19 protein-coding genes are annotated in these 24,764 nt (G+C 37.5%); 14 read left to right on the forward strand and 5 right to left on the reverse strand.

Features of this window, described 5'->3' with window-relative positions; all coding sequences use genetic code 11:
• Positions 1–126: 126 nt before the first annotated feature.
• The 4 genes from lexA (at position 127) to ACQKEV_RS13460 (ending at position 7,407) form a co-directional block, all read left to right on the forward strand.
• Complete coding sequence (lexA, locus tag ACQKEV_RS13445) at positions 127–2,562, forward strand: transcriptional repressor LexA (protein WP_427446830.1); 2,436 nt, start codon at positions 127–129, stop codon at positions 2,560–2,562.
• A gap of 309 nt (positions 2,563–2,871) precedes the next feature.
• Positions 2,872–4,326, forward strand: coding sequence for an ABC-three component system protein (locus ACQKEV_RS13450; RefSeq protein ID WP_427447097.1), 1,455 nt, complete (start codon positions 2,872–2,874; stop codon positions 4,324–4,326).
• The gene (locus ACQKEV_RS13455; protein WP_427446832.1) at positions 4,326–5,033 is read left to right on the forward strand and encodes an ABC-three component system middle component 1; all 708 of its coding nucleotides are present in this window, start codon (positions 4,326–4,328) and stop codon (positions 5,031–5,033) included. Before ACQKEV_RS13450 ends, ACQKEV_RS13455 begins: the two co-directional genes overlap by 1 nt.
• Positions 5,020–7,407: an AAA family ATPase gene (locus ACQKEV_RS13460; protein WP_427446834.1), complete on the forward strand. Its 2,388-nt coding sequence runs from the start codon at positions 5,020–5,022 to the stop codon at positions 7,405–7,407. The genes ACQKEV_RS13455 and ACQKEV_RS13460 overlap by 14 nt, the downstream gene beginning before the upstream one ends.
• Before the next feature lie 241 nt (positions 7,408–7,648).
• Here ACQKEV_RS13460 and ACQKEV_RS13465 read toward each other — a convergent pair whose 3' ends face one another.
• Positions 7,649–9,124: a protein adenylyltransferase SelO gene (locus tag ACQKEV_RS13465; protein ID WP_427447098.1), complete on the reverse strand. Its 1,476-nt coding sequence runs from the start codon at positions 9,122–9,124 to the stop codon at positions 7,649–7,651.
• A 322-nt stretch (positions 9,125–9,446) separates the two neighbouring features.
• Between ACQKEV_RS13465 and ACQKEV_RS13470 the strand changes: the two genes are divergently transcribed.
• Positions 9,447–12,605, forward strand: a complete 3,159-nt coding sequence (locus ACQKEV_RS13470) for an SNF2 helicase associated domain-containing protein (protein WP_427446836.1) — start codon at positions 9,447–9,449, stop codon at positions 12,603–12,605.
• A 153-nt stretch (positions 12,606–12,758) separates the two neighbouring features.
• Here the strand turns inward: ACQKEV_RS13470 and ACQKEV_RS13475 are convergent, their stop codons facing one another.
• Positions 12,759–13,145: a hypothetical protein gene (locus ACQKEV_RS13475; RefSeq protein ID WP_427446838.1), complete on the reverse strand. Its 387-nt coding sequence runs from the start codon at positions 13,143–13,145 to the stop codon at positions 12,759–12,761.
• Between the two features lie 228 nt (positions 13,146–13,373).
• Between ACQKEV_RS13475 and ACQKEV_RS13480 the strand changes: the two genes are divergently transcribed.
• The 4 genes from ACQKEV_RS13480 to ACQKEV_RS13495 all read left to right on the forward strand — a co-directional run bounded on the left by ACQKEV_RS13480 (position 13,374) and on the right by ACQKEV_RS13495 (position 16,958).
• The gene (locus ACQKEV_RS13480) at positions 13,374–14,564 is read left to right on the forward strand and encodes an oxalate decarboxylase family bicupin (RefSeq protein WP_427446840.1); all 1,191 of its coding nucleotides are present in this window, start codon (positions 13,374–13,376) and stop codon (positions 14,562–14,564) included.
• Positions 14,565–14,683: 119 nt separating this feature from the next.
• The gene (locus tag ACQKEV_RS13485) at positions 14,684–15,253 is read left to right on the forward strand and encodes a TetR/AcrR family transcriptional regulator (protein WP_427446842.1); all 570 of its coding nucleotides are present in this window, start codon (positions 14,684–14,686) and stop codon (positions 15,251–15,253) included.
• 50 nt (positions 15,254–15,303) lie between these two features.
• Positions 15,304–16,239, forward strand: coding sequence for an SDR family NAD(P)-dependent oxidoreductase (locus ACQKEV_RS13490; protein WP_427446844.1), 936 nt, complete (start codon positions 15,304–15,306; stop codon positions 16,237–16,239).
• A 104-nt stretch (positions 16,240–16,343) separates the two neighbouring features.
• Positions 16,344–16,958: an NUDIX hydrolase gene (locus ACQKEV_RS13495; protein ID WP_427446846.1), complete on the forward strand. Its 615-nt coding sequence runs from the start codon at positions 16,344–16,346 to the stop codon at positions 16,956–16,958.
• Between the two features lie 68 nt (positions 16,959–17,026).
• Here ACQKEV_RS13495 and ACQKEV_RS13500 read toward each other — a convergent pair whose 3' ends face one another.
• Positions 17,027–17,521 carry a lactoylglutathione lyase family protein gene (locus tag ACQKEV_RS13500; protein ID WP_427446848.1) on the reverse strand — a complete coding sequence of 165 codons (495 nt, stop codon included), beginning with the start codon at positions 17,519–17,521 and terminating at the stop codon, positions 17,027–17,029.
• Between the two features lie 137 nt (positions 17,522–17,658).
• Here ACQKEV_RS13500 and ACQKEV_RS13505 point away from each other — a divergent pair, with 137 nt between their 5' ends.
• The 3 genes from ACQKEV_RS13505 (at position 17,659) to ACQKEV_RS13515 (ending at position 21,257) form a co-directional block, all read left to right on the forward strand.
• Positions 17,659–18,000, forward strand: a complete 342-nt coding sequence (locus ACQKEV_RS13505) for a winged helix-turn-helix transcriptional regulator (protein ID WP_427446850.1) — start codon at positions 17,659–17,661, stop codon at positions 17,998–18,000.
• 337 nt (positions 18,001–18,337) lie between these two features.
• Positions 18,338–20,305: a phospholipase D-like domain-containing protein gene (locus ACQKEV_RS13510; RefSeq protein WP_427446852.1), complete on the forward strand. Its 1,968-nt coding sequence runs from the start codon at positions 18,338–18,340 to the stop codon at positions 20,303–20,305.
• 169 nt (positions 20,306–20,474) lie between these two features.
• On the forward strand, positions 20,475–21,257 hold the full coding sequence (locus ACQKEV_RS13515) for a GNAT family N-acetyltransferase (protein ID WP_427446854.1): 783 nt from the start codon (positions 20,475–20,477) through the stop codon (positions 21,255–21,257).
• 66 nt (positions 21,258–21,323) lie between these two features.
• Here the strand turns inward: ACQKEV_RS13515 and ACQKEV_RS13520 are convergent, their stop codons facing one another.
• Both ACQKEV_RS13520 and ACQKEV_RS13525 read right to left on the reverse strand, forming a co-directional pair.
• Positions 21,324–21,755, reverse strand: coding sequence for a hypothetical protein (locus ACQKEV_RS13520; RefSeq protein ID WP_427446856.1), 432 nt, complete (start codon positions 21,753–21,755; stop codon positions 21,324–21,326).
• A 30-nt stretch (positions 21,756–21,785) separates the two neighbouring features.
• Positions 21,786–21,911 carry a hypothetical protein gene (locus ACQKEV_RS13525; protein WP_427446858.1) on the reverse strand — a complete coding sequence of 42 codons (126 nt, stop codon included), beginning with the start codon at positions 21,909–21,911 and terminating at the stop codon, positions 21,786–21,788.
• Between the two features lie 297 nt (positions 21,912–22,208).
• On the opposite strand from ACQKEV_RS13525, the gene ACQKEV_RS13530 reads away from it, so the two are divergent.
• A complete protein-coding gene (locus ACQKEV_RS13530) occupies positions 22,209–23,900 on the forward strand; it encodes a M3 family oligoendopeptidase (protein ID WP_427446860.1) in 1,692 nt (563 codons plus the stop codon).
• A 228-nt stretch (positions 23,901–24,128) separates the two neighbouring features.
• Complete coding sequence (locus tag ACQKEV_RS13535; RefSeq protein WP_427446862.1) at positions 24,129–24,617, forward strand: DinB family protein; 489 nt, start codon at positions 24,129–24,131, stop codon at positions 24,615–24,617.
• The last annotated feature ends 147 nt before the right edge of the window (positions 24,618–24,764 follow it).

A 24,764-nucleotide genomic window follows, 5' to 3' on the forward strand; every position in this document is an offset into this window, starting at 1 on the left:
TGAGAAAGTGAGAAACTACCGAGAAATTGTTGATATTTCAGAAAATGAAGTTGCTATATACCTATTCAATACCTAAAATAGAGAGAAGAAGATAATATTGGAAAATTATAGAATGGAGGTGGCAAAATGAAACTGAACATGGAGCAAAGACGGATTGTGGAGCTTGAACCAAATGGTCATATGATGGTGAAGGGTGTGGCAGGGTCAGGGAAGACGACCGTGGCAATCCGACGCATTTCTTTTTTGCAAAATCATTATAGTCACGAAGAAGATGACACGATTCTACTCGTTACTTACAACAAAACATTACTTCAATACATAAAGTATCAATTTCATAAACTTGCCGATGAAGAACAGGAACAATATGAGCAGTTATTTTCAAAAGAAAGTGAAGTTGAAATCGTCACAATTGATAGCCTCATGTATAAATATTTTAAACAATATACGAAGCGTATGAAATTAGCCTTGGAACCATCCAATTATGGTTTGGAGCATAAGGTGATCATCAGGGCAATTCATCAAGTGCAACAGAAATATCCGAAAAGCAAAATCCTATCACCAAAAAACAGTATGTTTTTATTGGATGAAGTGACTTGGATTAATGCTTGTCAAATTGAAGATTTAGAAACGTACCAACAAATTGACCGAATCGGCCGTGCAGCAGGGGGGAGTGGTACACCTCAAAAACTATTGAAAAACTCTGACCTTCGAGCAGCAATCTATGAATTAATGGAAACTTTCAATGACATGCTTGCAAAAGAGGGATATGTGACCTACAAGCAAATGAACGCAATGGCTTTGCTAGAAGCCCAACAAATGAAACATAGGAAGTACACGCATGTCATCATTGATGAAAGCCAAGACCTGACCAAAGTACAGCTTGAGTTTATAAAGTGTATTTACCAGGAGAAATCGTATTCTTCGATTCTCTTTGTTGCAGACAACACCCAGAGTATTTATTCGCAATCATGGCTTGGAAAAGGCAGACCGTACACCACAATTGGCTATGACATGAGCGGAAAATCAAGAATACTGAGCAAAAATTATCGAACGACGACTGAAATCTCTAAAGCAGCTTTTCAGCTCATTGAAAATGATCCGACCATCAATACGAATGTAGACTTTGTAAGGCCTTCCTTAATCGATCGTCACGGACATCCACCGATTTATCGATTCTTTAAGACTAGCCAAGACCAAATCAACTTCCTATTAAAAGAAATACAGACGCTGAAGAATGACTATGAGTATTCCGAAATCTGTATCGTGGCAAAAGAAAAACGTCTCATTGAAAGCGCGAGCTTAGGCCTAGAGAATGGAGGGATACCATGTGAAATTCTTCAGTCTGCCGAAGCAAACTTTGATTCAGATAAAGTGAAATTAATCACCATGCACTCGATTAAAGGATTAGAATTTAAAGTTATTTTCTTAATTGATTTAAATGCCGGAGTTCTGCCAAATACGCGATTGGTTGATTTAGATGACGAGGAAACGATGGACTCGGAAGAACGAAAATTATTGTACGTAGGGATGACACGTGCAAATGAGTTGTTGTATATGTCATCTGTTGCTAAACCATCCAAGTTTATTAAAGAAATGAACTTGGAATACTTGAGGATTCAGAGAGACTGCCACTTACGTCCATTCCGATCCATAGGCATTCAGGATTATCAATTGAAAAACCAAATCCAAGATCCCAATTCAAAAGAAGAAGTGGTTCGGCAATGGTTGATCCGTGAACTTAAACAAACATATGGATACCCACTAGAACTTTTGGAATTGGAGTTTCCGGTCCAACAATTTTCCCAAAAAGGCTATGTAGATATTGCAGTACAAATTTATAAAAACGGGGAAGTCTTCCCTTACATTTTTGCCGAAGTAAAGCAATTCGGAAGTGGCATTAAAGATGCCACCGAACAATTAAAGACGTACATGGAAGCAAATCCTCGTGTACTGTATGGCATTGTCACGGATGGACTTGATGTCATTTGTATGAATCGATCAGGAGAAATTCTCAATGACCTACCAAAATGTCAACCGCAATTCTTGCCTGAAACAAAAAACAGAAGAACGTACACAAACTTTAAAAACAATAAAAAATATAGTGTCGCAACAGAATTAGACAATGAAGAAGTAGTGGAAATTACTGACGAAGAATCAGGATTATTTGTCGATTACGAAACCAAATGCCAAATACCACTTATCGGCAACGTAGCAGCAGGTGTACCAATCACCGTTAATATCGAATACGATTCTTCATTAACACTACCTGAGGATTGGCTAATTTCAGAATCAAACTCATTCGCACTGATTGTAACGGGCGATAGCATGAAGGATGCCGGAATTGATAAAGGCGATGTCGTCATCGTCAACCGTCAGCAATCTGCATCCAATGGGGATATCGTTATTGCCATCATTGATGAAGAAGCAACCATGAAAAAATTCATGCCGATGGGAGATTCTATCCTGCTTCTTTCTGAGAACCCAAAATACGAGCCTATTCAGATGAAGAAAGAAGATGTGCTGATTAATGGGAAGCTTATTGGGGTTATGAAGGGGAAGTAAGTTCAAGAGAAACATGTAGCAACAAGCTTTAAGCAATTTCAGCAACCCAGAGAAAGATTTAGCTACGAACCGTCACCAGAAAAGTTTGAAATAGTACGCGTTTATTGAGAGTGCCAAGAAATTGATTATGTCATCGTTACGGAGCTTGAGCTGTCTAGAACAATGGCTACAAACATTGCATTTGTTCATGAATCAAGGTGGAAAAGTAAGACATAGTAATAAAAATTTAATGCAAATGCTCGGAAAATTTTCAATGAAAAAATATCTATTTAATTTTAAGTAATAGGAGTTGGAAGCGAGTTGGAAATAGTGGATTTAAAAGTAATGAAGAGTAGCACATCAGGTTATACAACTGATGCTAGCCCTAGTTGGAATGGTTATAATCACCAAGGTAAGGTTGGAATATATGTTGTACTCAAGATGATAAATGAGTTGCAACTAGATAAAGAAAGTTCTAAGAAATATGAACTAGAACTCGAATGGTTAGAGGATTTTTCTATTAAAGTAGATGGAAAGTACAAATTTATTCATCAAGTAAAGACCTACAATGAATCAGGGCCTGCAAATTATAAAGATGCTATATGGTCATTGTTAGCCAAAACTTTAGACATTGAAGAAGTGAATTACGCTTATCTTCATGTGACTAAAGCTTTGAGTAGATTAGAAAATCTTAAAGAGAATCTATTAACGTATACAGCGCCAATAGAAAATAAAAAAGATCCTGATGGTTCTGATGATTCCGAAGTTACTCTAGGTAAAAAAAGGAAATATTTCACACCTAAGGAATGTCATGATTATGTGAAAAAATCTGGCAAATATGATGAGGTTTTTAATAAATTTAAATTATATAATTATGGAGAAAATTCCCAACATTGTACAATGGATGAAATTGAAGCAATGATAAAAAATGAATTGGAAACGATTTTGGGAGATACTGCAACACTAATACATTTGGATAGAGCATATTACCAATTGTTGGGATTGGTTGATAGGAATATTAGAGAAAGACACAATTCAATTCAAAGAGGTGAAAATGAGGAAAAGGTAACTATTAATTTTGAAAATATTTATATAATAGCAACTACAAATTATGAAATATTTAGTAAAGAGTACGCATCTTATTATTTGAAGAACCATTTTAATTATATTACTAGAGATTATTTAGATGAGTTGTGTATGGAAGAGCAAGAAGGATTAATAACTAATGATGATATAAAAAAAATAAAAGCATTTATGGATAGCTTGAATTTATTAGATGAAAACCAGTTTATAGAATTTTGTTTAAAAATCACTCCTGATAATGAAATTAATCGAGATCATCCTGACCATATAATTAAAATGCTCTCCGCGTGTCTTTATAAAACAAGTATGTCGGATGGATTCTTTGAAATTATAAAAAAAATCAAGATAGAGTTAGATTTTGGGAAAGTTGTATATATAAAAAAACAAGATGAACAAAAAACTAATCTTACATACTTACCTTCTGCAATTATTGATGATAATCATCCAATTAGAAATAAAAAATTAGCAAAAAGAATTGTAAGTAACGCAAATCCTGAATTATTAAATGAAATAGATATCATAATTACTAAATCAATAAATTTAGACAAATTAGATGATGATAAAATTCACAAAAATATTCCTGATCCAAATATATTAAAAGATTCCGTAATAGAACAAGAAGAAAATTATTACCAAAGAATATCAAAAATAAAGAGTATTAGATTAATTGATATGAATAATGCGGAAGGAGAATTAAACTAATGAAAAATATATTAAGAAGCATTTTTTTAGATAATAATTTTATAGTCCAAAACTTTGCGGACTTAATTGAAGAAGAAGCTTTTTTCGCATCGAATTATCAAAATGATTCAGTAAACTTTTATTTAGTTGTGTTTTTGACAGAAATCAGCGAGGATTTTTTAATCAATAAAGTGCCAGATTATTATAATAAAATTAAAAGTTTGGATGAAGGGTATGATGAACGAATAGATAAAAACCTTTCAATGTTAGTGTGTTTAAAACAGAGTGACCGATCTAAAGATAAAATAATGGATTTGATATTTGAAATAGAAGAAGATCCCTACTATTTCAAAAAATATGTTATTTCTTATTCACAAAAAGAATTAGAAAATTTAAGTAGTTTATTTAATGAAGAAGAAAAATCTTCCAATATGATACTTAATGACATTGTGAATAATTCAAGTTTATTTTCTAAATTTAAAAATTCAAATGAAGGTTCAGAAGCAGAACTATATGACATTTCTTCTAAGTTGTTGATAAAAGTACCTTTTATTAGATTTCAAAGAAATGATAAACAGTTGGACGATTTAGCATTGAACTTAAAAACAAAACTGGAATCTGAAAAACTTCATCATTTATCTAAATATGTATTAACACTGGACGAAGAAAGTGATGAATGTGTAAATCGAATTTTAGAAATGGTAGGTGGTGAAGATGGGAAACTATAAAATTAAAAGAATTTATATTGAAAATTTTAAACATATACAAAAATTAGAAATGGATTTTTTGAATAAAGATTTTATTGTATTAGATGGACCAAATGGTTTTGGTAAAACTACAATATTTGATGCCATTGAATTAGTGTTGAGCGGAGTAATATCTAGAGTATCCAATACAGCTGATGGGAGATTTGGCTATAATGATTTACTATTTTCGAATAATAAAAAAAGAGACACTATAATTAAGATAGAGTTTTGTAATGAAGAAGAAACTTTTACCGTAGCAAAACGATTTAATTCTCAAATTCCTTTAAATGCATTAGACAGGAAACCGGATAATTGGGGACTATTTGAAACTCACTTATTACAAGAATTTTATTCACCTTGTTCAGGAGAAACAATAATAGATTTAGTAGAGATAAATAAGAAGTTAGGTTTTAAAAATTTAAATCGGTATTTTAGTTTATTTTATTATGTTCAGCAAGAAGAGAATACATATTTTTTAAAGCAGCCTGCAAAAGAAAGAATGGATGTAATATCGCAGTTATTTGACACAAAAACTGAGGAGCAAGAACTTTATAAATTTAAAAAAATAAAAATAAAATTAGAAAAAGAATTTAGAACCCTTAATAATCCGAAGGGTCAGCTAAATGAAAAGCAAAGACTTCTAAAATCTCTAACAATAGGTATTAGTCAAGTTCAAAAAGAACAATTAAAAAATGTAGAATACTTTTCATTATTTCCAGAGGATAAAATTAAAAAGGATTGGGATAAAGAAGATATTATTGTTCAAAAAGAAACAAGAGATAGATATTTACAAGAGCTTAGAGAAATTTATAGGTTTTCTAGGGATTTTAATGAATTTATTAAAGTGGAATCTAATTTAGAGATACAAAAATATGTAGAAAATCATCAATTATTATCTAGTACTATTATCGGTTATGAATTTTTAAATGAATATAGTTCATTTAGAGAATTAGTGGTAAAGGAAGATCGCATCAGAAAACTTAAGGAAAAGCTAAGCATAGAAAATTTAAAAGAAAATTTAAAAGTTTTTCCTTTTGCTGAAATAGAAAGTTTGGTTGATATAGAGTCTGATATTAATACGATTAGTCAAAAAGTTGATGTTTTAAAAAGTTATAAGCAAAGAATGGGAGAACTTTCTGAAGTAATACAAGAGATGAATGTTACAAGGGATATTTTAATTGAGCACTTTGATAAAATTAAAAATTCCGAAAATAATAGTGATTGCCCATTATGTGGTGCGGATTGGAAATCGTATGAAGGTTTAATTAGTGCTATTCAAACAAAAAGTAAAAAGTTTAAAGGTTCATACGATACATCAACAAGAAATTTTGATATAGAAATTAATCAATTACATAGGGATTATTTGGTTCCCATAATTAATTGGATTGATAGTTATCTAACAAATAATGAGAATATTATTGATAGAAAATTTTTATATCAATTAAAAGAAAGTGATAAAATTAAAGAAGATATCTTGGCTTTTAATAAATGGTGTCAAAATAATAATGTAATCATTGATGATTTTTTGAATAAAGACAAAAAAGAAGTATTAGATATAGAAATAAAAAAAGAAGGTCTTATCACACTTTTATTACAAAAAAAATATCAAAGTAGTGCTGAATATTCTAAACATGATGAAAAAAAATCATTGTATTCTCGAATATTTGATAATGATTCAAAAAGAGTTAGGAGTATTGAATTACAAAAAATTGAAGAAAAGGTACGTTATATTGATTATCAATATTATCATAAAAGTTCAGAAAGCATCATTAATTTAAAAAGAGAAATTCAAGAAATTAATATAAAATTAGATAAATTAGAAAGGGCTCTGCAAAAGATTAGAGCTATTGTCCAAATATATGAAGAAAAGATTATCTCTCATTGGACAAAAATCATTCGTGATATAGAGATTCCTTTCTATATTTATAGTGGGAAGATTATACAAGATTATCAAAGAGGATGTGGTATGTTCATTCATGAAAGTGATAGTTTTGGCCAAAAGAGTATCAGATTTGTTGCAAGTATTGAGTCAAATCACGATGCAATAAATTATCTATCATCAGGGCAACTATCAGGTCTTGTTATTGCGTTTACATTAGCTTTGAATAAGGTGTATGGAAATGATTCTATAAATATGCTTTTGATAGATGACCCAGTACAAACTATGGATGAAATAAATATGGCATCATTTGTTGAGCTTTTACGAAATGAGTTTAGAGAGAAACAGATATTTTTATCTACACATGAAGAAGATATCTCAAGGTATATGAGGTACAAGTTTTCTAAATACAACTTAAATACGCAGCGTTTAAATATGAAAAACGAACTATATTCTAATCTTAATGTTGGAGAATAAGATCAAGGTATCGATTACTATAATTCAGGTGTTCAGTTCGAGGAAATCGTGGAACTCTCGGACAATTATACGGGATCATGCCATTACCGTATAGATGGTCATCCATTTTGGTTTCATATTCAATATTGGAGGCAGCTAGACAGCCAGATGTGTTGATCAATTTGCCTGTCATCGAATGAAGTAGTTTCACACTTCACTCGATGACAGGCATTTTCTTGTGTATATTAGTAATTGATTTTGATTATGTACCACAAAAAGTCCGATAAAAACCTGTCGATTCCCCAGGAACCATACAATAATTACCCTTTTCGCTAGTATGTTCAAAAGGACTAAAAAGAACCTCTAACAGCTTCTTCATCACACTATAATCTCCACGTTCAACTGCAGCTTCAAGTGCTTCTTCCACTCGATGATTACGAGGAATTATTGCAGGATTGCTGTTTCGCATTAACCGCTGAGAGTCGTCTTTTGATTCCTGCTGTCTTTTTAGTCTTGCTTGCCACAGCTCATTCCACAGCTTAAATTCTTCACTGTTAAATAGAGCCGTCTCTTCCAACTTATCTAAAGTGAGTGCACGGAACGTATTTGTATAATCCGCACTATAATTCTGCATCATATTTAGGAGATCCTCAATTAGTTTTTCATCCGCTTCTTCTTCGTTGAAAATACCAAGTTTTGCTCTCATTCCAGCATACCAGTTCTCGTGATAGAACTTATTATATTCCCCGATTGCTACTGTGGCCATTTTAATCGCCTCATTCTGATCATCATCCAGAAGCGGCAATAGTGTTTCTGCAAATCGTGCGAGATTCCACCCACCAATATAGGGTTGATTCCCATAAGCATAGCGGCCTTGACGGTCAATTGAACTGAATACTGTTGCTGGATCATAGGTATCCATGAAAGCGCAAGGACCATAGTCGATGGTTTCACCGCTGATGGTCATGTTGTCGGTGTTCATGACCCCGTGGATAAAGCCAACTAGTTGCCATTTGGCAATCAAATCAGCCTGACGGTTAATGACTTCCTGGAGTAGTGATAAATATCGATTTTCATCATCTGCAATATGTGGATAATGGCGCTCAATTGTATAGTCAGCCAGTGTCCGGACGTCTTCAAGGGACCCAAAGTTTGCAGCGTATTGAAAAGTACCAACACGTATATGACTGGCAGCGACACGAGTAAGAATAGCACCAGGCAGTTCGGTTTCACGGATGATGGACTCACCGGTAGTCACTACTGCAAGACTACGGGTAGTAGGAATACCAAGGGCATGCATAGCCTCGCTGATAATGTATTCACGCAGCATCGGACCAAGTGCCGCTCGGCCGTCGCCATTGCGTGAATAAGGAGTTGGACCAGAACCTTTGAGCTGGATATCAAACCGTTCACCTGAAGGCGTGCTTTGTTCGCCAACCAACAATGCCCGACCATCGCCTAACATATTGAAATTCCCGAATTGATGCCCAGCATACGCTTGAGCTAGCGGGATTGAACCTTGGGGAATGCTATTGCCAGCAAGCACCGCTACTCCGTCTTTACTTTTTAACTCCTCGATATTCAAACCCAGATTTGTTGCCAAAGTATCATTAAAGATTACGAATTCCGGTGAAGGAACAGCATTTGGAGTGATTTTCGTGAAAAATGATTTAGGGAGTCGAGCATAACTGTTGTCTAAGTTCCATCCTGTTTCTAACATTGGTTTTTCCTCTGTCATCGAATCACCTTTTCTTCTACTGTCTTTTTGTATTTTTTCATTCACATACTATATTTTTTGATTTACTTCCTATATAAAAACATCTCATTTAATGTTACCTTCTTCCAATTAATTATACCCTTCTTACATTTAGATAGCGTTCTCTAAACTCTCCAAGTATGTACTAATCTCAGAAACGTAAGGACAAAAAACATAATCGTGAGCAGTGGAATATGGCATTGTGTGGCTGGATGCTTGTAACGAAAACCTCAGTCCGAGATAATAGGGAAAACACCTAGACAGATTTCTCCATTCAACCTGGAGCTTCAGGAAGGATCACCCTATGAATTTTTCAATAAATGACTCAAAAATAAAAAATCTGTGCGGAATGGTCGCTTATAAAAAAGGCAGAGCCTTAAACCAAGCAGGGAAAATCTTTATCAAGCCCGGTTCAGAGGATGATTTATCCTTTAAGGCAATTGTCGAAGGCCGAGACATGTTTGAGGTAAACGTGACACAAACGCAAGATGGGAAAGTTCTAGCTTCCTGCAGTTGTCCGCCTGTAGGATTCGTAACGACATACTGCCATCATATTGCGGGTGTTCTTTTGGCGATTGATGAAAACCAACAGCGGGAAAATCCCATGACGGCTAAAATGCTTGGTTTATTTACTCCACAAACGCCAAGACCAAGAGGCAAGCGGCTTCATTTTGATAAGCGGCAGGTTCTCCAAGTAGAGTTTCACTGTAGCCCTGTGTTTCTTGGGAAAGCAGGCTATGTATTGGGGATACAAATAAAAGCTGGTACTGAAAGTATGGCTAGTATCGTAAACGTGAGAGAATTCTTGAAGAAAGTGGAGCAAGGAGATTCATATGAATGTGCTCCAGCTTTTTTGTATAGTCCGGAAATCTATAGTTTTGACAAAGAAACAGAGGACGTCATTCTCTTCTTAATGAAAAGCCAGCGTATTGCAGAAGGTTTGGATTCTGCAGAAGATACATTGGTCATCTCTGCCTCCGATTGGGAGCAGCTACTGCCTTTATTGCTGAAAGCTCCTTTAGTGAAGGTGGCGCATGCTGGTAGGAAGGTGGAAGGTGTTCATTTAAAGAAAGAATTGCCTTTGTCTTTTCGATTTGACGAAGCTCGTTCAGGTGGTTATCAACTGAATGTTAATGGATTAGATGAGATTCTCGTGTTAAAAGCATACGAAACAGCATTATCTGGTGGGGCATTCATCCAAATGTCCACAGAAGATAATAACCGTCTATCCGAACTAAAAGAACTAATGGAAGGGTCACAAAAGCGGCTCCACATTTCTTCTGCTCAAATGAATCACTTTATGGAAACGGTCATTCCTGGTTTAGAACGAATAGGGAAAGTACAGATTGCAGATTCGATTACAGAACGCTGGGTGGAAACGCCACTTAGCGCAAGATTGTATTTGGACCGAATCAAACATCGCCTGGTAGCTGGGCTGGAGTTCCATTATGGACATTTAGTCATTAATCCTTGTGAAGAAACGGAAGATGAGTTCCGTCACTATCCTGGAGTCCGTCGGCAGCGTAATAAAGAATTAGAAATCATGAAATTAATCCAAGACAGTTCTTTTAATCAAACTGATGGTGGTTTTTACATGCACGACGAAGAATCGGAATATCATTTTCTGTTTCATGTCGTTCCCGAAATAGAAAAACTCGTTCAGATTTATGCCACGACTGCGGTGAAATTACGGGTGCAAAAAGCGTATGCCGGTCCAAAAATCAAAGTGGAAATTGGGGAAAGAACGGATTGGTTGGCTTTCCGTTTTGACCTTCAAGGAATTCCAGAATCAGAAATCAAGAAAATCTTGAAGTCTCTTGAAGAAAAGCGAAAATACTACCGAATTCCTAACGGTACGTTAATGTCTCTCGAGACAAAGGAATTCTTGGCATTGAATGATTTCCTGCGGGACTTAGGAATAACGGCAGATAATTTCGATGAGGAAGTTATTCGTGTCCCTTTGATTCAAGGAATGCATCTGGTTGAGTCTCTTGAAGAAGGGCAGCTTGTGGATCAAGGGAAAACATTTGCAAAGTTAATGAAGAATTTACATCGTCCCAATGACTTGATTAGTGAAGTGCCGGAGAGTTTAGAGAACGTGCTCCGTGACTACCAGAAAGTCGGATTTAGCTGGTTCAAGTTGCTGGCCAAATATAAATTTGGAGGCATTCTGGCTGACGATATGGGGCTTGGCAAAACACTGCAAAGCATTGCGTTCATCTTATCTGTGCTTCCGGATATTCGTGCGCGGAAGTTGCCGGTCTTGATTGTCGCGCCTTCATCTTTGGTCTATAACTGGTTGAATGAATTGAAAAAATTTGCTCCTGATATACAAGCAGGAATTATAGATGGCAATAAAGCCAAAAGAGCGTCTTTATCAAAAAAAAGTACGGGACTTGATGTCATCATTACCTCTTACCCGGTGTTGCGTATGGATCGAGCGCTGTACCGTGATAAAAACTTTCATACTTTGTTTTTAGACGAAGCACAGGCATTTAAAAATCCGGTCACACAAACGGCGAAAGCAGTCAAAGTGATTCAGGCAGAATATCGTTTTGCTCTTACTGGGACGCCAATTGAAAATTCGTTGGATGAATTATGGTCGATTTTCTCTGTCGTCTTTCCGGAACTGCTGCCGAATCGAAGACTCTATAGTGAAATGAGACGGGCAGATATAGCAAAACGAGTACGCCCGTTCATTTTACGTAGATTGAAAAAAGAGGTCTTGAAAGAACTGCCTGATAAAGTCGAAATCATTCAGTTGTCCGAGTTGCATAAAGAGCAGAAGAAGTTGTATGCCGCTTATTTGGCGGAATTGAAACAAGATGCGTTAAAGCATTTGAACAAAGACAGCTTTAGAAAAAATCGCATTAAAATTTTAGCTGGATTGACCAGGCTTCGGCAACTATGTTGCCATCCTGCTTTATTTGTTGAAGGATATGATGGTGGGTCAGCGAAATTTGATCAATTGATGGAAATTTTGGAAGAATGCCGAGTCTCAGGAAGAAGAGTATTGGTCTTTTCCCAGTTTACGCAAATGCTCGGTATCATCGCGCAGCGACTGAGTAAAAGTGGACACCATTATTTTTATTTAGACGGCAAAACACCTCCTAGGGAACGTGTAGATTTATGCAACCGCTTCAATGAAGGCGAAGGAGATTTATTTCTTATTTCATTAAAAGCAGGCGGTACTGGATTGAATCTGACAGGTGCCGATACGGTGATTCTGTATGATCTTTGGTGGAATCCTGCGGTCGAGCAGCAAGCTGCCGACCGGGCATACCGCATGGGGCAGAAAAACGAAGTTCAGGTCATCCGCTTAGTCGCGAAAGGAACCATTGAAGAGAAAATCACCGAACTTCAAATGAAAAAGCAAAACCTGATTGACGAAGTCATTCAGGCAGGTGAAGAGCCAGTAAAGGCTATGACGGAAGAAGATATCCGCGAAATATTAATGGGTTGAGAAAAATAAGAAACTTTATGGCTCTTTGTCAGCAATATGAGGACTGGTCAAAATAAAAAAGCGGCCGAAATTGAATTCGGTCGCTTCAACGATTGACATTAATATTAAATCTTGATATTTGAGCCTCCTGCAAACTTGACAGGGGGTTTTTATTTATTTAGTGTTTTTTTTTACAAAGTAACTAACAACTTCCGTTACTAAAGCTAAAACAGCTCCAACTCCAACGATAAATAGGTAACCTATAATGCTGGTTAAATCTCCCCATCCAGGTGCAGTATTCCCTAACACTACATAAAACATATAAAGCATACCTACTATCGTAGACACTGTATAGATGATAAAGAAAATCCGCTTACCCAAAAACCCACCAATACTCGGTATTAAAGCAGAGACTTTGGAAATGATCAGCAAACTAATTATCGAAGGATTCGAAAGTTCACTTCCAAACAGTACTCTGGTTGCAAGCAAACTGATAAATATAATTACTGTATAAAGAATAAAAATTCCAATCCATTGAAACGATTTTTTGGGTGGTATCATGATTATCCTCCCTTTCAGTTCAAAATTAGACTTGTGCCTTTTATTAAATTTAATTTACTATATTCCCTATCATTTTAAATGTTCCTTTATTCTTTTGCCGTTTCTTCCTAATTAGAAAGCGTCGATTTTTATTAATCACACTTGAGAGGCATCATTTATACGGATTCTGCATCATATATCATTTAGTGAGTACACGCAGAATGCGAATCAATGAGAGGGGTCTATGAGATGGAAAGTCCGGAACAGAATCAAGGTATGTGCGTAAATGTGCCACAACCGATCCGAAATGACGGTGCGGGAGGGTATGATACAGGTCCCCGGGATATTATGCGGGATCTTGAAAACCCTGACTTGTTAGTGCCACCTATAACGGACGCTGGTTTGCTTCCTAACATGAAATTTTCGTTCTCAGATACTTCAATGACATTAAATCACGGGGGTTGGTCAAGGGAAATAACCGTCAGGGAATTGCCCATTGCGACCACGCTGGCAGGGGTAGATATGAGCTTAACAGCCGGTGGTGTTCGGGAATTGCATTGGCATCAACAAGCGGAATGGTCTTATATGATATTAGGTAGGGCACGAATTACAGCAATCGACTCAGAGGGGCGAAATTTCATTGCCGACGTAGGTCCCGGCGACCTTTGGTACTTCCCCCCTGGTCTTCCGCATTCAATTCAAGGGTTAGAACACTGTGAATTTCTACTTGTCTTCGATGACGGCAACTTTTCAGACCTTAACACGTTATCCATCTCCGATTGGTTTGCACACACGCCGAACGATGTGTTGTCTGCCAATTTTGGTGTGCCAATCAGTACATTTGACCACATTCCTTCGGGGCAGGTCTATATATATCAAGACAAGGTCCCCGGTCCGTTGGAAAGCGAGAAGGTCCAGTCTCCTTATGGAACCATTCCTCAAAGCTTCAAGCATCAGTTGCTAGCACAAACACCAATTATTACCCCTGGTGGTAGCGTTCGAATCGTCGACTCATCAAATTTCCCTATATCTAAAAAAATTGCAGCTGCGCTTGTTGAGATTAAACCAGGTGCGATGAGAGAACTACATTGGCACCCGAACAACGATGAGTGGCAGTATTACCTAACCGGACAGGGACGCATGACGGTGTTTGCTGGAAATGGGACAGCTCGTACTTTTGATTATCGAGCTGGTGATGTAGGTTATGTCCCTTTTGCCACAGGGCACTATATTCAAAATACCGGTACGGAAACATTGTGGTTTTTGGAGATATTTAAGAGCGATCGATTTGTTGATGTGTCGTTAAACCAATGGATGGCCCTTACCCCTCAACAACTGGTTAGTAGCAATTTGCATGTTGGACCAGAATTATTGAATGCGTTGCGCAAAGTGGATTCGCCGGTCGTCAAATATCCGGGGTTTTCCTACTATCCTAAATAACCTTTTTTACGTACACAAGAATCCAGCAACTAAGTTAGTGGCTGGATTCTTTTTGAAATTGACAATGGAAAATTTATCAAATATAATTTAATTGAACAGTGGTTAATTAGGAGGAAATTATGTCACCAAGAAAATCTGTGCTTCAGGAATTAACAAGAGAAATGATTATGGAAGCTGCGAGAAACCTTTTTGTGAAGAAGGGGTATCAGCATGTATCCATGAGACAAATAGCAAAAGAATTAGGGTATAGTCATGGGGCACTTTATTATCATTTTGAAAATAAAGCCGAGTTGTTTTACGCATTAGTGCAAGAACATTTCTTCATGTTGGATCAAATACAAATGGATGTAATGAAAAAAGAGATCGGCAACGAAGATAAACTAAAGGAAATTCTTTTGGGGTTTATTGAGTTTGGTCTTACACATCAAAGTCATTATGAAATCATGTTTTTAATTAAAGATGAGCAAGTCCGAAATTTTATCAATCAAGGACCTTCCAAGAGCTACGAATTGTTTGCACAAAACGTATCCTCATTATGTGGCGATAAAGTATCACTCCAGGAGATATACAGTATCTTCTTGTCTTTACATGGTTTTGTCACGCATTATTGCAGGCATGTTCATACATTTGAGGATGTTAGGGAAATGGCAATTGTTCACGTAAAATTTTTGATGAAAGCCATTGCCTAATTTTTTTTTGATATTAATTTACCGGTGGTTAATTAACGAGGGGGATCGGGATGATGAAAGTGTTAGTATTGGGCGCTTCCGGTGGAATGGGTTATTCAATTGTAAAAGAATTGCTAAGTAGAGGGATTATGGTGACCGCATTTGCACGCAATCGGGAAAAGTTAGAAAAGCTTTTTGGGAACGATGAAAATGTCACGATCTTTGTTGGAGATGTATTTCGTTTAGATGATTTGGATAAGGCGGCTCAGGGCGTGGACATTATTTATCAATCCGCCAATATTCCATATATCGAATGGAAAGAACGGCTTCCTCTGTTGATGTCCAATATCCTTCAAACTGCAGAAAAACATGCTGCAAAGCTGGCCGTAGTGGATAATGTTTATGCTTATGGACGTAGTGGTGGTGCGCTAGTAAGTGAAACGACGATCAAAAATCCACATACGAAAAAAGGAAACATACGATTGCAAGTTGAAACACTAGTCAAGGAATCTAGTGTTTCGGCATTCATTGCCCATTTTCCTGACTTCTACGGTCCCAATGCGGAAAATACGATATTACATTACACATTGGTCAATGTGGTGAAAGATAAAAAATCGAGCTATGTCGGAGATCAACGGATTGCCAGGGAATTTATTTACACGCCAGACGGTGCAAAGGCCATCGTCAGTCTATCCCTACTTAATGAGACATATGGTCAAAATTGGAACATTCCGGGGCATAGTGTCATTTCTGGTGAAGAAATGGTCAAGACGATCAGAGAAATCACGGGCTATCAAAAGAGTGTGTCCACGATATCAAAGAATATGATTCGCTTTTTGGGGATGTTTAATCGCCAGATGCGTGAAGTGGTTGAAATGTTCTATTTAAATGAAGAACCAGTTGTACTAAATGGTGAAAAAGTTGAAAAGCTGATTGGAAAAGTCTCGAATACTTCATATGAAGAAGGCTTGAAACAGACCATAGTATATATGAGACATAATCAATAGAAACTGATTCCAAGTCCGTTATTAGCAAGCACTTCATTTCTTTTATTAAACCATTTTCATGATACGATAGGGGGAGATAAAACGATGAAGTGGGGGAAGATTCAATGTTTCTAGAAAAGATTAAAAATGGGTTGAATCATAATCAACCTCTATTTATTGGAGAAGAGACAGCGATGCGATCGGCAGTTCTCATTCCACTAGTTGAAGTGGATGGAGAATGGCATGTTCTTTTTGAAGTGCGTTCACTGACGATGAGAAAGCAACCAGGGGATATCAGTTTTCCAGGTGGCCGAATCGATCCGACTGATGCATCACCAATGGATGCGGCAGTTCGTGAAACCCATGAAGAGTTGGGCATTGAACCTTCAGCAATCCACGTGCTGGGTCAGATGAGCGTGTTTATTCCTTCGTCTTCACTAGTGGTCTACCCATTCGTTGCGACGATTGATAATCATCATATACATGCCCTTAATAAAGATGAAGTGGAAGAAATCTTCACAATCCCAGTCAAATGGCTGTTGGAGCACAAGCCATACGTGCATATGGTTCCCGTTCAACCAATGCCACAAAACGATTTCCCATACGACAAAATAGCCAACGGTAATCAGTACCAATGGAGATCACGGATGATGGAGGAATGGTTTTATGATTACGAGCAATACACGATTTGGGGTTTGACTGCGCGGATTTTGAAACACTTTATTGAAACGATTAGGTAGAAGAATAGGAAGTAAACGAGCGATGATCAATTCATCGCTCGTTTCTTTCCTGCTGAGTAGGAGGTAGCTTAGTAAGCTCCCTTGGAATAAGTAACTTCATAGCTATGGCTATACACTTCAAAGATGATGCCGAAAGGATCTTCGACGTAACACATTCTATACGGTTTTTCGTTCGGGTAATATTCGCGGATTGGCATTCGCTGTTTGCCACCGGCTTCCACAATTTTGTTCACCATGCCTTCGATATCTGGATCCTGGATACTGAAGTGGAAGACGCCACTCTTCCAGTATTCAAAGTTATTTTCAGGTTTTTCACTATTGGCAAACTCAAATAATTCGATGCCGATACCGTCAGATGTGACCATGTGAGCAATCTTGAATGTTTTCCAGCCTTCTCCGAATACGTCGATGCACATTTGGCCGATTGCTGTTTCTCTTTCTTCCACAACCTCCGATGGTTCCATAACGATATACCAACCCATGACCTCGTGATAAAATGTAACGGCTGCTTCCAAATTGGGTACAGATAATCCAATGTGTGAAAATGCGCGTGGATAAGTCATTTTTAATTCTCTCCTATCAGTTAATATAATTGTTTTCTTTACGATGCTAGTATACGAAGTGCTTATTAATTTCACAATACGGCACTATTTTGTGCGTTAGGCACGAAAACCATACGAATGAATAAAGGGAGGACGACATGAGCAAAGTCAAAAAGGAGTACGATTGCGCGTTGGTACTGACAATCGATTTAATCGGGGGCAAATGGAAGCTCATTATTCTGTGGTATTTAATCAGTGGGGCGAAGCGTTTTGGCGAATTGAAAAAATCAATCCCGAGCATCACGCAAAAAATGCTCACTGAGCAGTTAAGGGAGCTTGAAGAACGAGCGATTATCTCGAGAAAAGTCTACGCCACGGTTCCCCCGAAAGTAGAATATTCAATGACTGACTTCGGCACCAGTCTGATTCCATTAATCAATGGTCTCTGTACGTGGACGGAAGAATATGCGAAAGAAAATGAGATAACACTACATGAATAGAAAGTGCCAAGTTGGATGATGCCCAACTTGGCTTTTTTGCTTCCTGTTGTATTATTAGGCACCTTCAAAGGTGGTACTGAATGTAGATATGGGTGGCACTTTAATGCCCAAAACGCACAGGTACCGAAAGGGGAAAAGGTGCCACCCAATTTGATGCGCAGAGCAGGGAATAAGACACTCCCATCTCCTACTAAGTTATTAACATGTTTTTAAAATATAAGATTTTGAAGGGTTAAATTAACAAAAAATTAAAAACAAAGAATCATGTGAATAATCATTCCTTGCAGGTAAGATTAACTTGTTTGAAAAAACAAATATTTTTTAAAAGGGAGAACTGATGAAAAAAATCGTTAGAATCATCGCATCTGTAGGTTTAATGTTAGCTTTACTAATCCCAACGGTATCACCGGTAAAGGTTGCTCAGGCTGCTGCGACCGGGGAAATTGTCATTAATGAAATCGCATGGATGGGAACAACCGTAGATTATAATGATGAATGGATCGAGCTTTACAATAATTCAAGTGCTTCCATATCTTTAAATGGATGGACATTGACTACTGCCGATGGAACTCCGAATATTGCTTTAACAGGAACCATTCCTGCAAACGGCTACTTTATTCTTGAAAGAACAGATGATGCAACGATTTCTGAAGTCTCTGCTAACCAGATTTATAGTGGGGGCATGGGTAATGCTGGTGAGAATTTTATATTAAAAGATGCTAGCGGAGCTGTTATTGATCAAGTTAACGCTTGGCATAGTGGTGACAATACAGCAAAAGCGACGATGGAAAGAATTGATCCATTGGCGGCAGGTACAGATGGTACCAATTGGCGTACATCAACAGACACATACGTAGAAGGAATAGGGACTCCTGGAAAAGTTAATTCCAAAGAAATTCAAAATGGAGCCTGCACTGATACAGCTGAACATTTAAACCAGGTTTCTAATGCTGCTGATGCCATTAATGTTTACTTTAATAAATGTGCACTTAATCAATATGATTCAACTAATAATGAAGCCAATTACAATGTGAATCTTGAAAACCGATTGATTGAGCGAATTAACGGAGCGCAAACGAGTATTGATTTTGCCACGTATGAAATCAATCTTCCGAAAGTAGTGGATGCACTACTATTGAAAGCGTCTCAAGGCGTTGATGTTCGAGTAATTGCAGATTCAAAAGATGCGACAGACCCAAGTTATATTGAACGTTTTGAAGAAATGAGACTTTATATAGAAGAAATGGTCAGAGGAAAAGACATGGTAATCGGAACAACAGATGATATAACCGTTCTTTCAGACTCAGCTATGTTAGCTGTTGAAGATTCAACAAAACGCGGCAGTCATGGATTACCTTCGTCACCAAACGACTTTCCTCAAAAGACCATTATGGTGGGAAATACTGAAATGACAGGGTATTTATTTGTAGAGGCGGAACAGGATACGGATGGTAGCTATTACTCACCCTCAACACAAATGCACAATAAATTTGCTATTATTGATGATAAATGGGTATTTACTGGAAGTTGGAATTTCACCGTTACAGGTCTTTACGGGTCTGATGAGAACATGGCCAAGGGTGTTCTTGATGGCAACCAGAATCATGTTGTAGAAGTTAATTCACCTGAAATGGCTCGTATTTATGAAACAGAGTTTAATGAAATGTGGGGGTCAAGCACATTGATTCCAAATCTTCAAATCTCTAACTTCAGCTCACGTAAAAGTGATAATACTGCCCATCAAGTTACAGTTGGCGGTAAAAAAATCGAAGTGTATTTCTCACCTGGTGATAATGCAGTTGCTAGAATGGTCGATCTGATTAAAACAGAAGCTGATTATAAAACCTATTTCACCATATTTGCTTGGAGTAGTCAGGAACTTGTAGATGAGTTGAAGAATAAGTGGGAAGGGTCTTATGAAGACCAACAAGGAACGCTTACCGGGTTCGATGTAAAAGGTGTGTTTGACAGTAGCTTCTGGACGCAATGGTGGTCAGCAAGTATTGAAATGACTGGCCAAACCGTGACGGGAAGTGTCAACAATCCAAATACACGTTGGGCAAATCCGGCACCGGTTTACAAAGATGCTGAATCTCGCAAACTGCACAGCAAAACGATGATTGTTGATGCCGATACGAATAGCGATCCAACGGTCATTGTGGGTTCTACAAATTGGAGTACCAACGGCGAAGACATCAATGATGAGAATTTACTTATCATTCATGATCAAGCAATTACGAATCAATTCTTGCAGGAGTTCAATGCACGTTATTCACTGGCGGGCGGTACGATTAACAATCCTTAAAACCAGTAACTTCGAAAATAAATAGGAAATACAAAAGTAGCCGAGGTTGTATCATCGGCTACTTTTTATGTATAAATTATTAGGTTTTTACTGTCGTGGAATGCAGGTATTTTAATGCAATTTATTGAAAGTAGAAAATAGAATTGATTTTTATTAGGAGAGTAAGAACATGATTGTACAAGATATTTTTCAATTGGATTTTGCCTATTTAGAAACTTTTTCAAAACGTACCGATACCACTTGGGGGACGTTATTTTGTAATGAACATCAACCATCTTATTATGATGCCAACCATGCCCAAGTCAGCGAGACATGTGATAATCCGCAAGCGATCATTGATGAAGTGATTGCCTTTTATGAGTCACGTCAACTAGTTCCTAGATTCTATCTGTATAATCTGGACTCGCTACAAAATCTAATTGCTTCATTAAAAGAAAATCATTTTGGCTATGAAGAATTAATTAGCCCTGTTCAGCTTTGGGACAAAAAGATAATAGAATTAGAGCACAATGATGATGTCACAATAGAAATTGTCACCGAAGAGAATTATGAGGATACCTTGTTTATTGATTGCAGCATTAAAGAATTTGGTGGCAAAGAAGTAAGGGAAAAAGCATTTGAAGAAGAATTTAATCATCCAAGCTTTGTTCACTATTTACTCCGCTACAAGGGGGTAGCTTGTGCCACTGCCTGTCTATTCATTAATGAGAAGCAAGCAAGATTGGAAAGCGTCGCGACATTAGAAGGATATAGAGGAAGAGGTTTGATAGGAGAACTTATTCGACATATTCAAAAAGAAGCGGTCAAACAAGAAATTGAAAATCTTTGGGTGTTTCCAATCGATGAAAAAATAGAAAAAGTATATCAAAAGTATGGATTTCAGTCAGTGGAGAAACGGATAACAGGACACGCATATTTACGTGGGAAAAGCATTACGGAGATTCGAGGGTAGGCACTTTTGACTGAGCAACCATCATCTATAACTGAAAACGAGCGATGACTTAGTCACCTCTCGTTTTTATCGTAATTCTACAGAAACAATATACACTTGCTCATAGTCAGTGGCTTTCTTCAAATCTTCTTTTGTTTCAATGTCATGTAAAATGGACATATCGTCTGAATTAGAGTAAACAATAGTATGTATTATTTTTCTTTCCCCAATCACCAAGGCCCCTAATTCGATTCCGCCAGATGTAGCTGCAAAATTCATTCTTTCCCGTTCATCAGTATGTTGCGGAAAAGCAATTGAAGACATACCGGACTCATTCATGATGGAAGTAATCCAATTATCTTCGTCCTTATTGACTTGTTGGAGAACAGCAAGTCTTAAACTGTCTTGATCTTCTACAATCCGATCTGTCATTTCGGTAATTTGACGGACAAACTTCCCTTTTTCATAATAGTCGATTGTCACAACGATTTCTTTTGCCGCTTCCTTCTTCAATTCCAAATCATAGACCAGGGAATGTTGACTGGAAAGTTAAAGCAGATTCTCTTCAAATTGGGTCAATTCGGAACGCTTAATTTCGGCATCTCCATTTTTAGATTCCCCCGAACAAGCGCTTAACAGGAATATCGTGAGAACACCAAGTTTTACATACTTCATTTCAAACCCCCTTTTATTATTAAATTTATCCTCAATGCGTGCTTGTTAAGAAATTGAATGGCTTGGTTGTATTGTTCATGTATACGTTTCCAATTACTCCCTTATTACGATGCTAATCGCTTCAGCAATGTCAGATTGCTGAAAGGGCAAGTGTTTTTCCCACTCTTAAATTTTACCTAATTCTGACTGGGAATTAATTGCGCTTTGCCGTAATTATTTTTTATTTCAGAGTATTTTTTGTTGTGTTTTAAAGTAAAATAAATTACTCTTTAAGGTAACAAGGGTAGGGGGAGAAAGATGAATACGATCAAACAAAAGAATGCCATCTTGGATATTGACCAATATGGAAAAGACTTTGAGGGAATGTTGAAAGGCTTTATAAATGCAGCTTCTTTTGAGGAGCAAAATATCCAGTTCGAAAGACTGAACCGTCATCGTCTTATTTATCAAGCGTCAGAAAATGAAGCGAGGATTCTTTACTTTGGAGATACGGCAAATGAAGAGTACAAAAAAAAGTATGAAATATTCCAACAGCTTGAACCGCTTTGGCTGGGGATGACCGGTGCCTATTACCGAGCTATCTTAAGCGCGACGTTTCGGGAACAGCTGGAAGGTCAGTGGGGAAAACAGATTTTTAAAATTGCGGAGATTAGGCAGAGAACCTACTCAGATGAAGTGGGAGTGGATATCCAAAAGGAAAATCAATTGGTATCCGAGTATCAGCAACTGTTAGGGAAAGCGGTCATTCCTTTCGATGGGAAGGAATTGGGATTAAGCTCCATGGCCCCATATCTGGCCTCAACTGATCGCTTGGTGCGAAAAGAAGCGTTTGAAGCGAAATCGCGATATTTCAAAAAACATTCAGCTGAATTTGACAGGATTCTTGATGAGCTGGTAAAGACACGTAACAAGATCGGGAAAACGTTAGGCTATTCTTCTTTTGTTGGTCTTGGCTATGACCGTATGCATCGAACCGGGCATACTCCAGAAGATTTGGTACAATATCGCAAGCAAGTAAAAGTACATGGAGTGCCATTCATTTCGGCGCTTAAAGAGAAACAGCGGAACCGAATCGGCGTATCCAAAATGAAGTATTATGATGAGCCCTTTTCTTTCCCAAGTGGTGCACCGGCGCCAAAAGGAACACCTGAGGAAATACTGGAGGTCTATCGTTCCATATTCCATGAACTGTCACCTGAAACTGGCGCATTTATTGATGAGCTGATGGAAAAAAAGAATGTGGACGTAGAATCGCGTGCAAACAAAGTAGGCGGGGCATTCGCTTTGTATCAGAGTCCCGAAAGTTCTTCATTTATTTTCGCTAATTTCAATGGCACGTCCAATGATGTCCGGGTTTTTGCACATGAAGCTGGTCATGCCTTCCAGTTTTATATGAGCCGGCACTCGAACATGCATGAGTACATTATTCCGTATGATTCCTGTGAAGTGTTTTCATTTACGATGGAACGTTTTGTCTGGACATGGCTGGATCGTTTTTTTTGGGAGGACACACAGAAATACCAGTTTTCGAATCTGACGGAAGCATTCATATATATGCCTTTTGTTTCTGTCGTCGATGAATTTGAACATTTCCTGTACGATCTCCCGACAGCCTCCGCGCAAGAGCGTAAGCAAAAGTGGAGAGAGCTGGAGCAGGAATACTTGCCAGAGCGCGACTATGATGACGATGAATTTTTAGAGCAAGGAACGGGATATTATGAAATCGGGCATCTGTTCACGACGCCGTTCTATTACATGGACTATGACCTGGCCCATTTTGCGGCAGTCCAGTTGTGGATCAAACAGCAGGAGGATCCGAAATCGGCTTGGGAAAGCTTCCTGAACATGTGCAAGCAAGGGGGAAGACTCCCGTATCCAGAGCTATTAAAGAGTGCCGAACTGGAGTCACCTTTTGAAGAAGGAAGCATGGAGCGGCTTCTTGAAAAGGTCAAAAGCTGGGTCGATCAGGTGGATGACCGTTCATTTTAATAGCAAGTCTGTGGGTAGCCGAAATAGCATCTTCGGCTACTTGTTTTTTGTGGAAGCTGGTGTCGATTCTTTCATTCTTCCATCAAGCATCCCTTTGAAAAAGTCCATCGATACATTGACCATTTTTGATTCCAGAATAAGCGAACAGGTGATAAACAATAATAACAGGACAATTCATGTACTTTGTAGAATTTACTAATAACTCTAAAAGATAGGGAGTGTGAGAGTATGTTTCATGCAAAAGATGTTTTAGCGGATCAGTTGTTAGCAAATGCGAATGACCCTAGCTGGTACGCTCCATTTTCAGAATCAGTGAAAAGTTTGTCTGAGGAAGAAGCATTTTGGAAACCAAATGAAAATAGTAATAGCATAGCTGAAATAGTCCAGCATCTCTTATATTGGAATCAAACATGGCAAACAAGGTACCAAAAATCTCACGTCAATGCCGTGCCTTCTATAGGAAATAATGATAATAGCTTTATCATTCTTGAACGTCAAACATTTACTGACTTAAAAAAACAACTGTTAGAAGTGCTATTACAATGGCAAGGATTATTAACTGAAGAGAAAGTTGAAAGTGAAGTAAATGGTTTTCCTGAACATGTGGAGTGGTGGGAAGTACTCGGTAATGTCTCAACTCATAATGCCTATCACATTGGTCAAATCATTTATATTAGGAAGTTACAAAACAGCTGGAAAATAGAAGAGGAATATTAGATTATCTACTATGGGGTGTGGAAATGAATCAAACTGAATATAACTGAATTGGAGATTAAAGAAGGAATGGGTTCCATTAACGCGTTCCGTTATATCGCAAACATTAAATTGATCATCAATTTGAAAACTAATTTGATGGTCATTTTT

Source organism: Paenisporosarcina sp. NPDC076907, assembly GCF_050269735.1.
Classification (GTDB): domain Bacteria; phylum Bacillota; class Bacilli; order Bacillales_A; family Planococcaceae; genus Paenisporosarcina.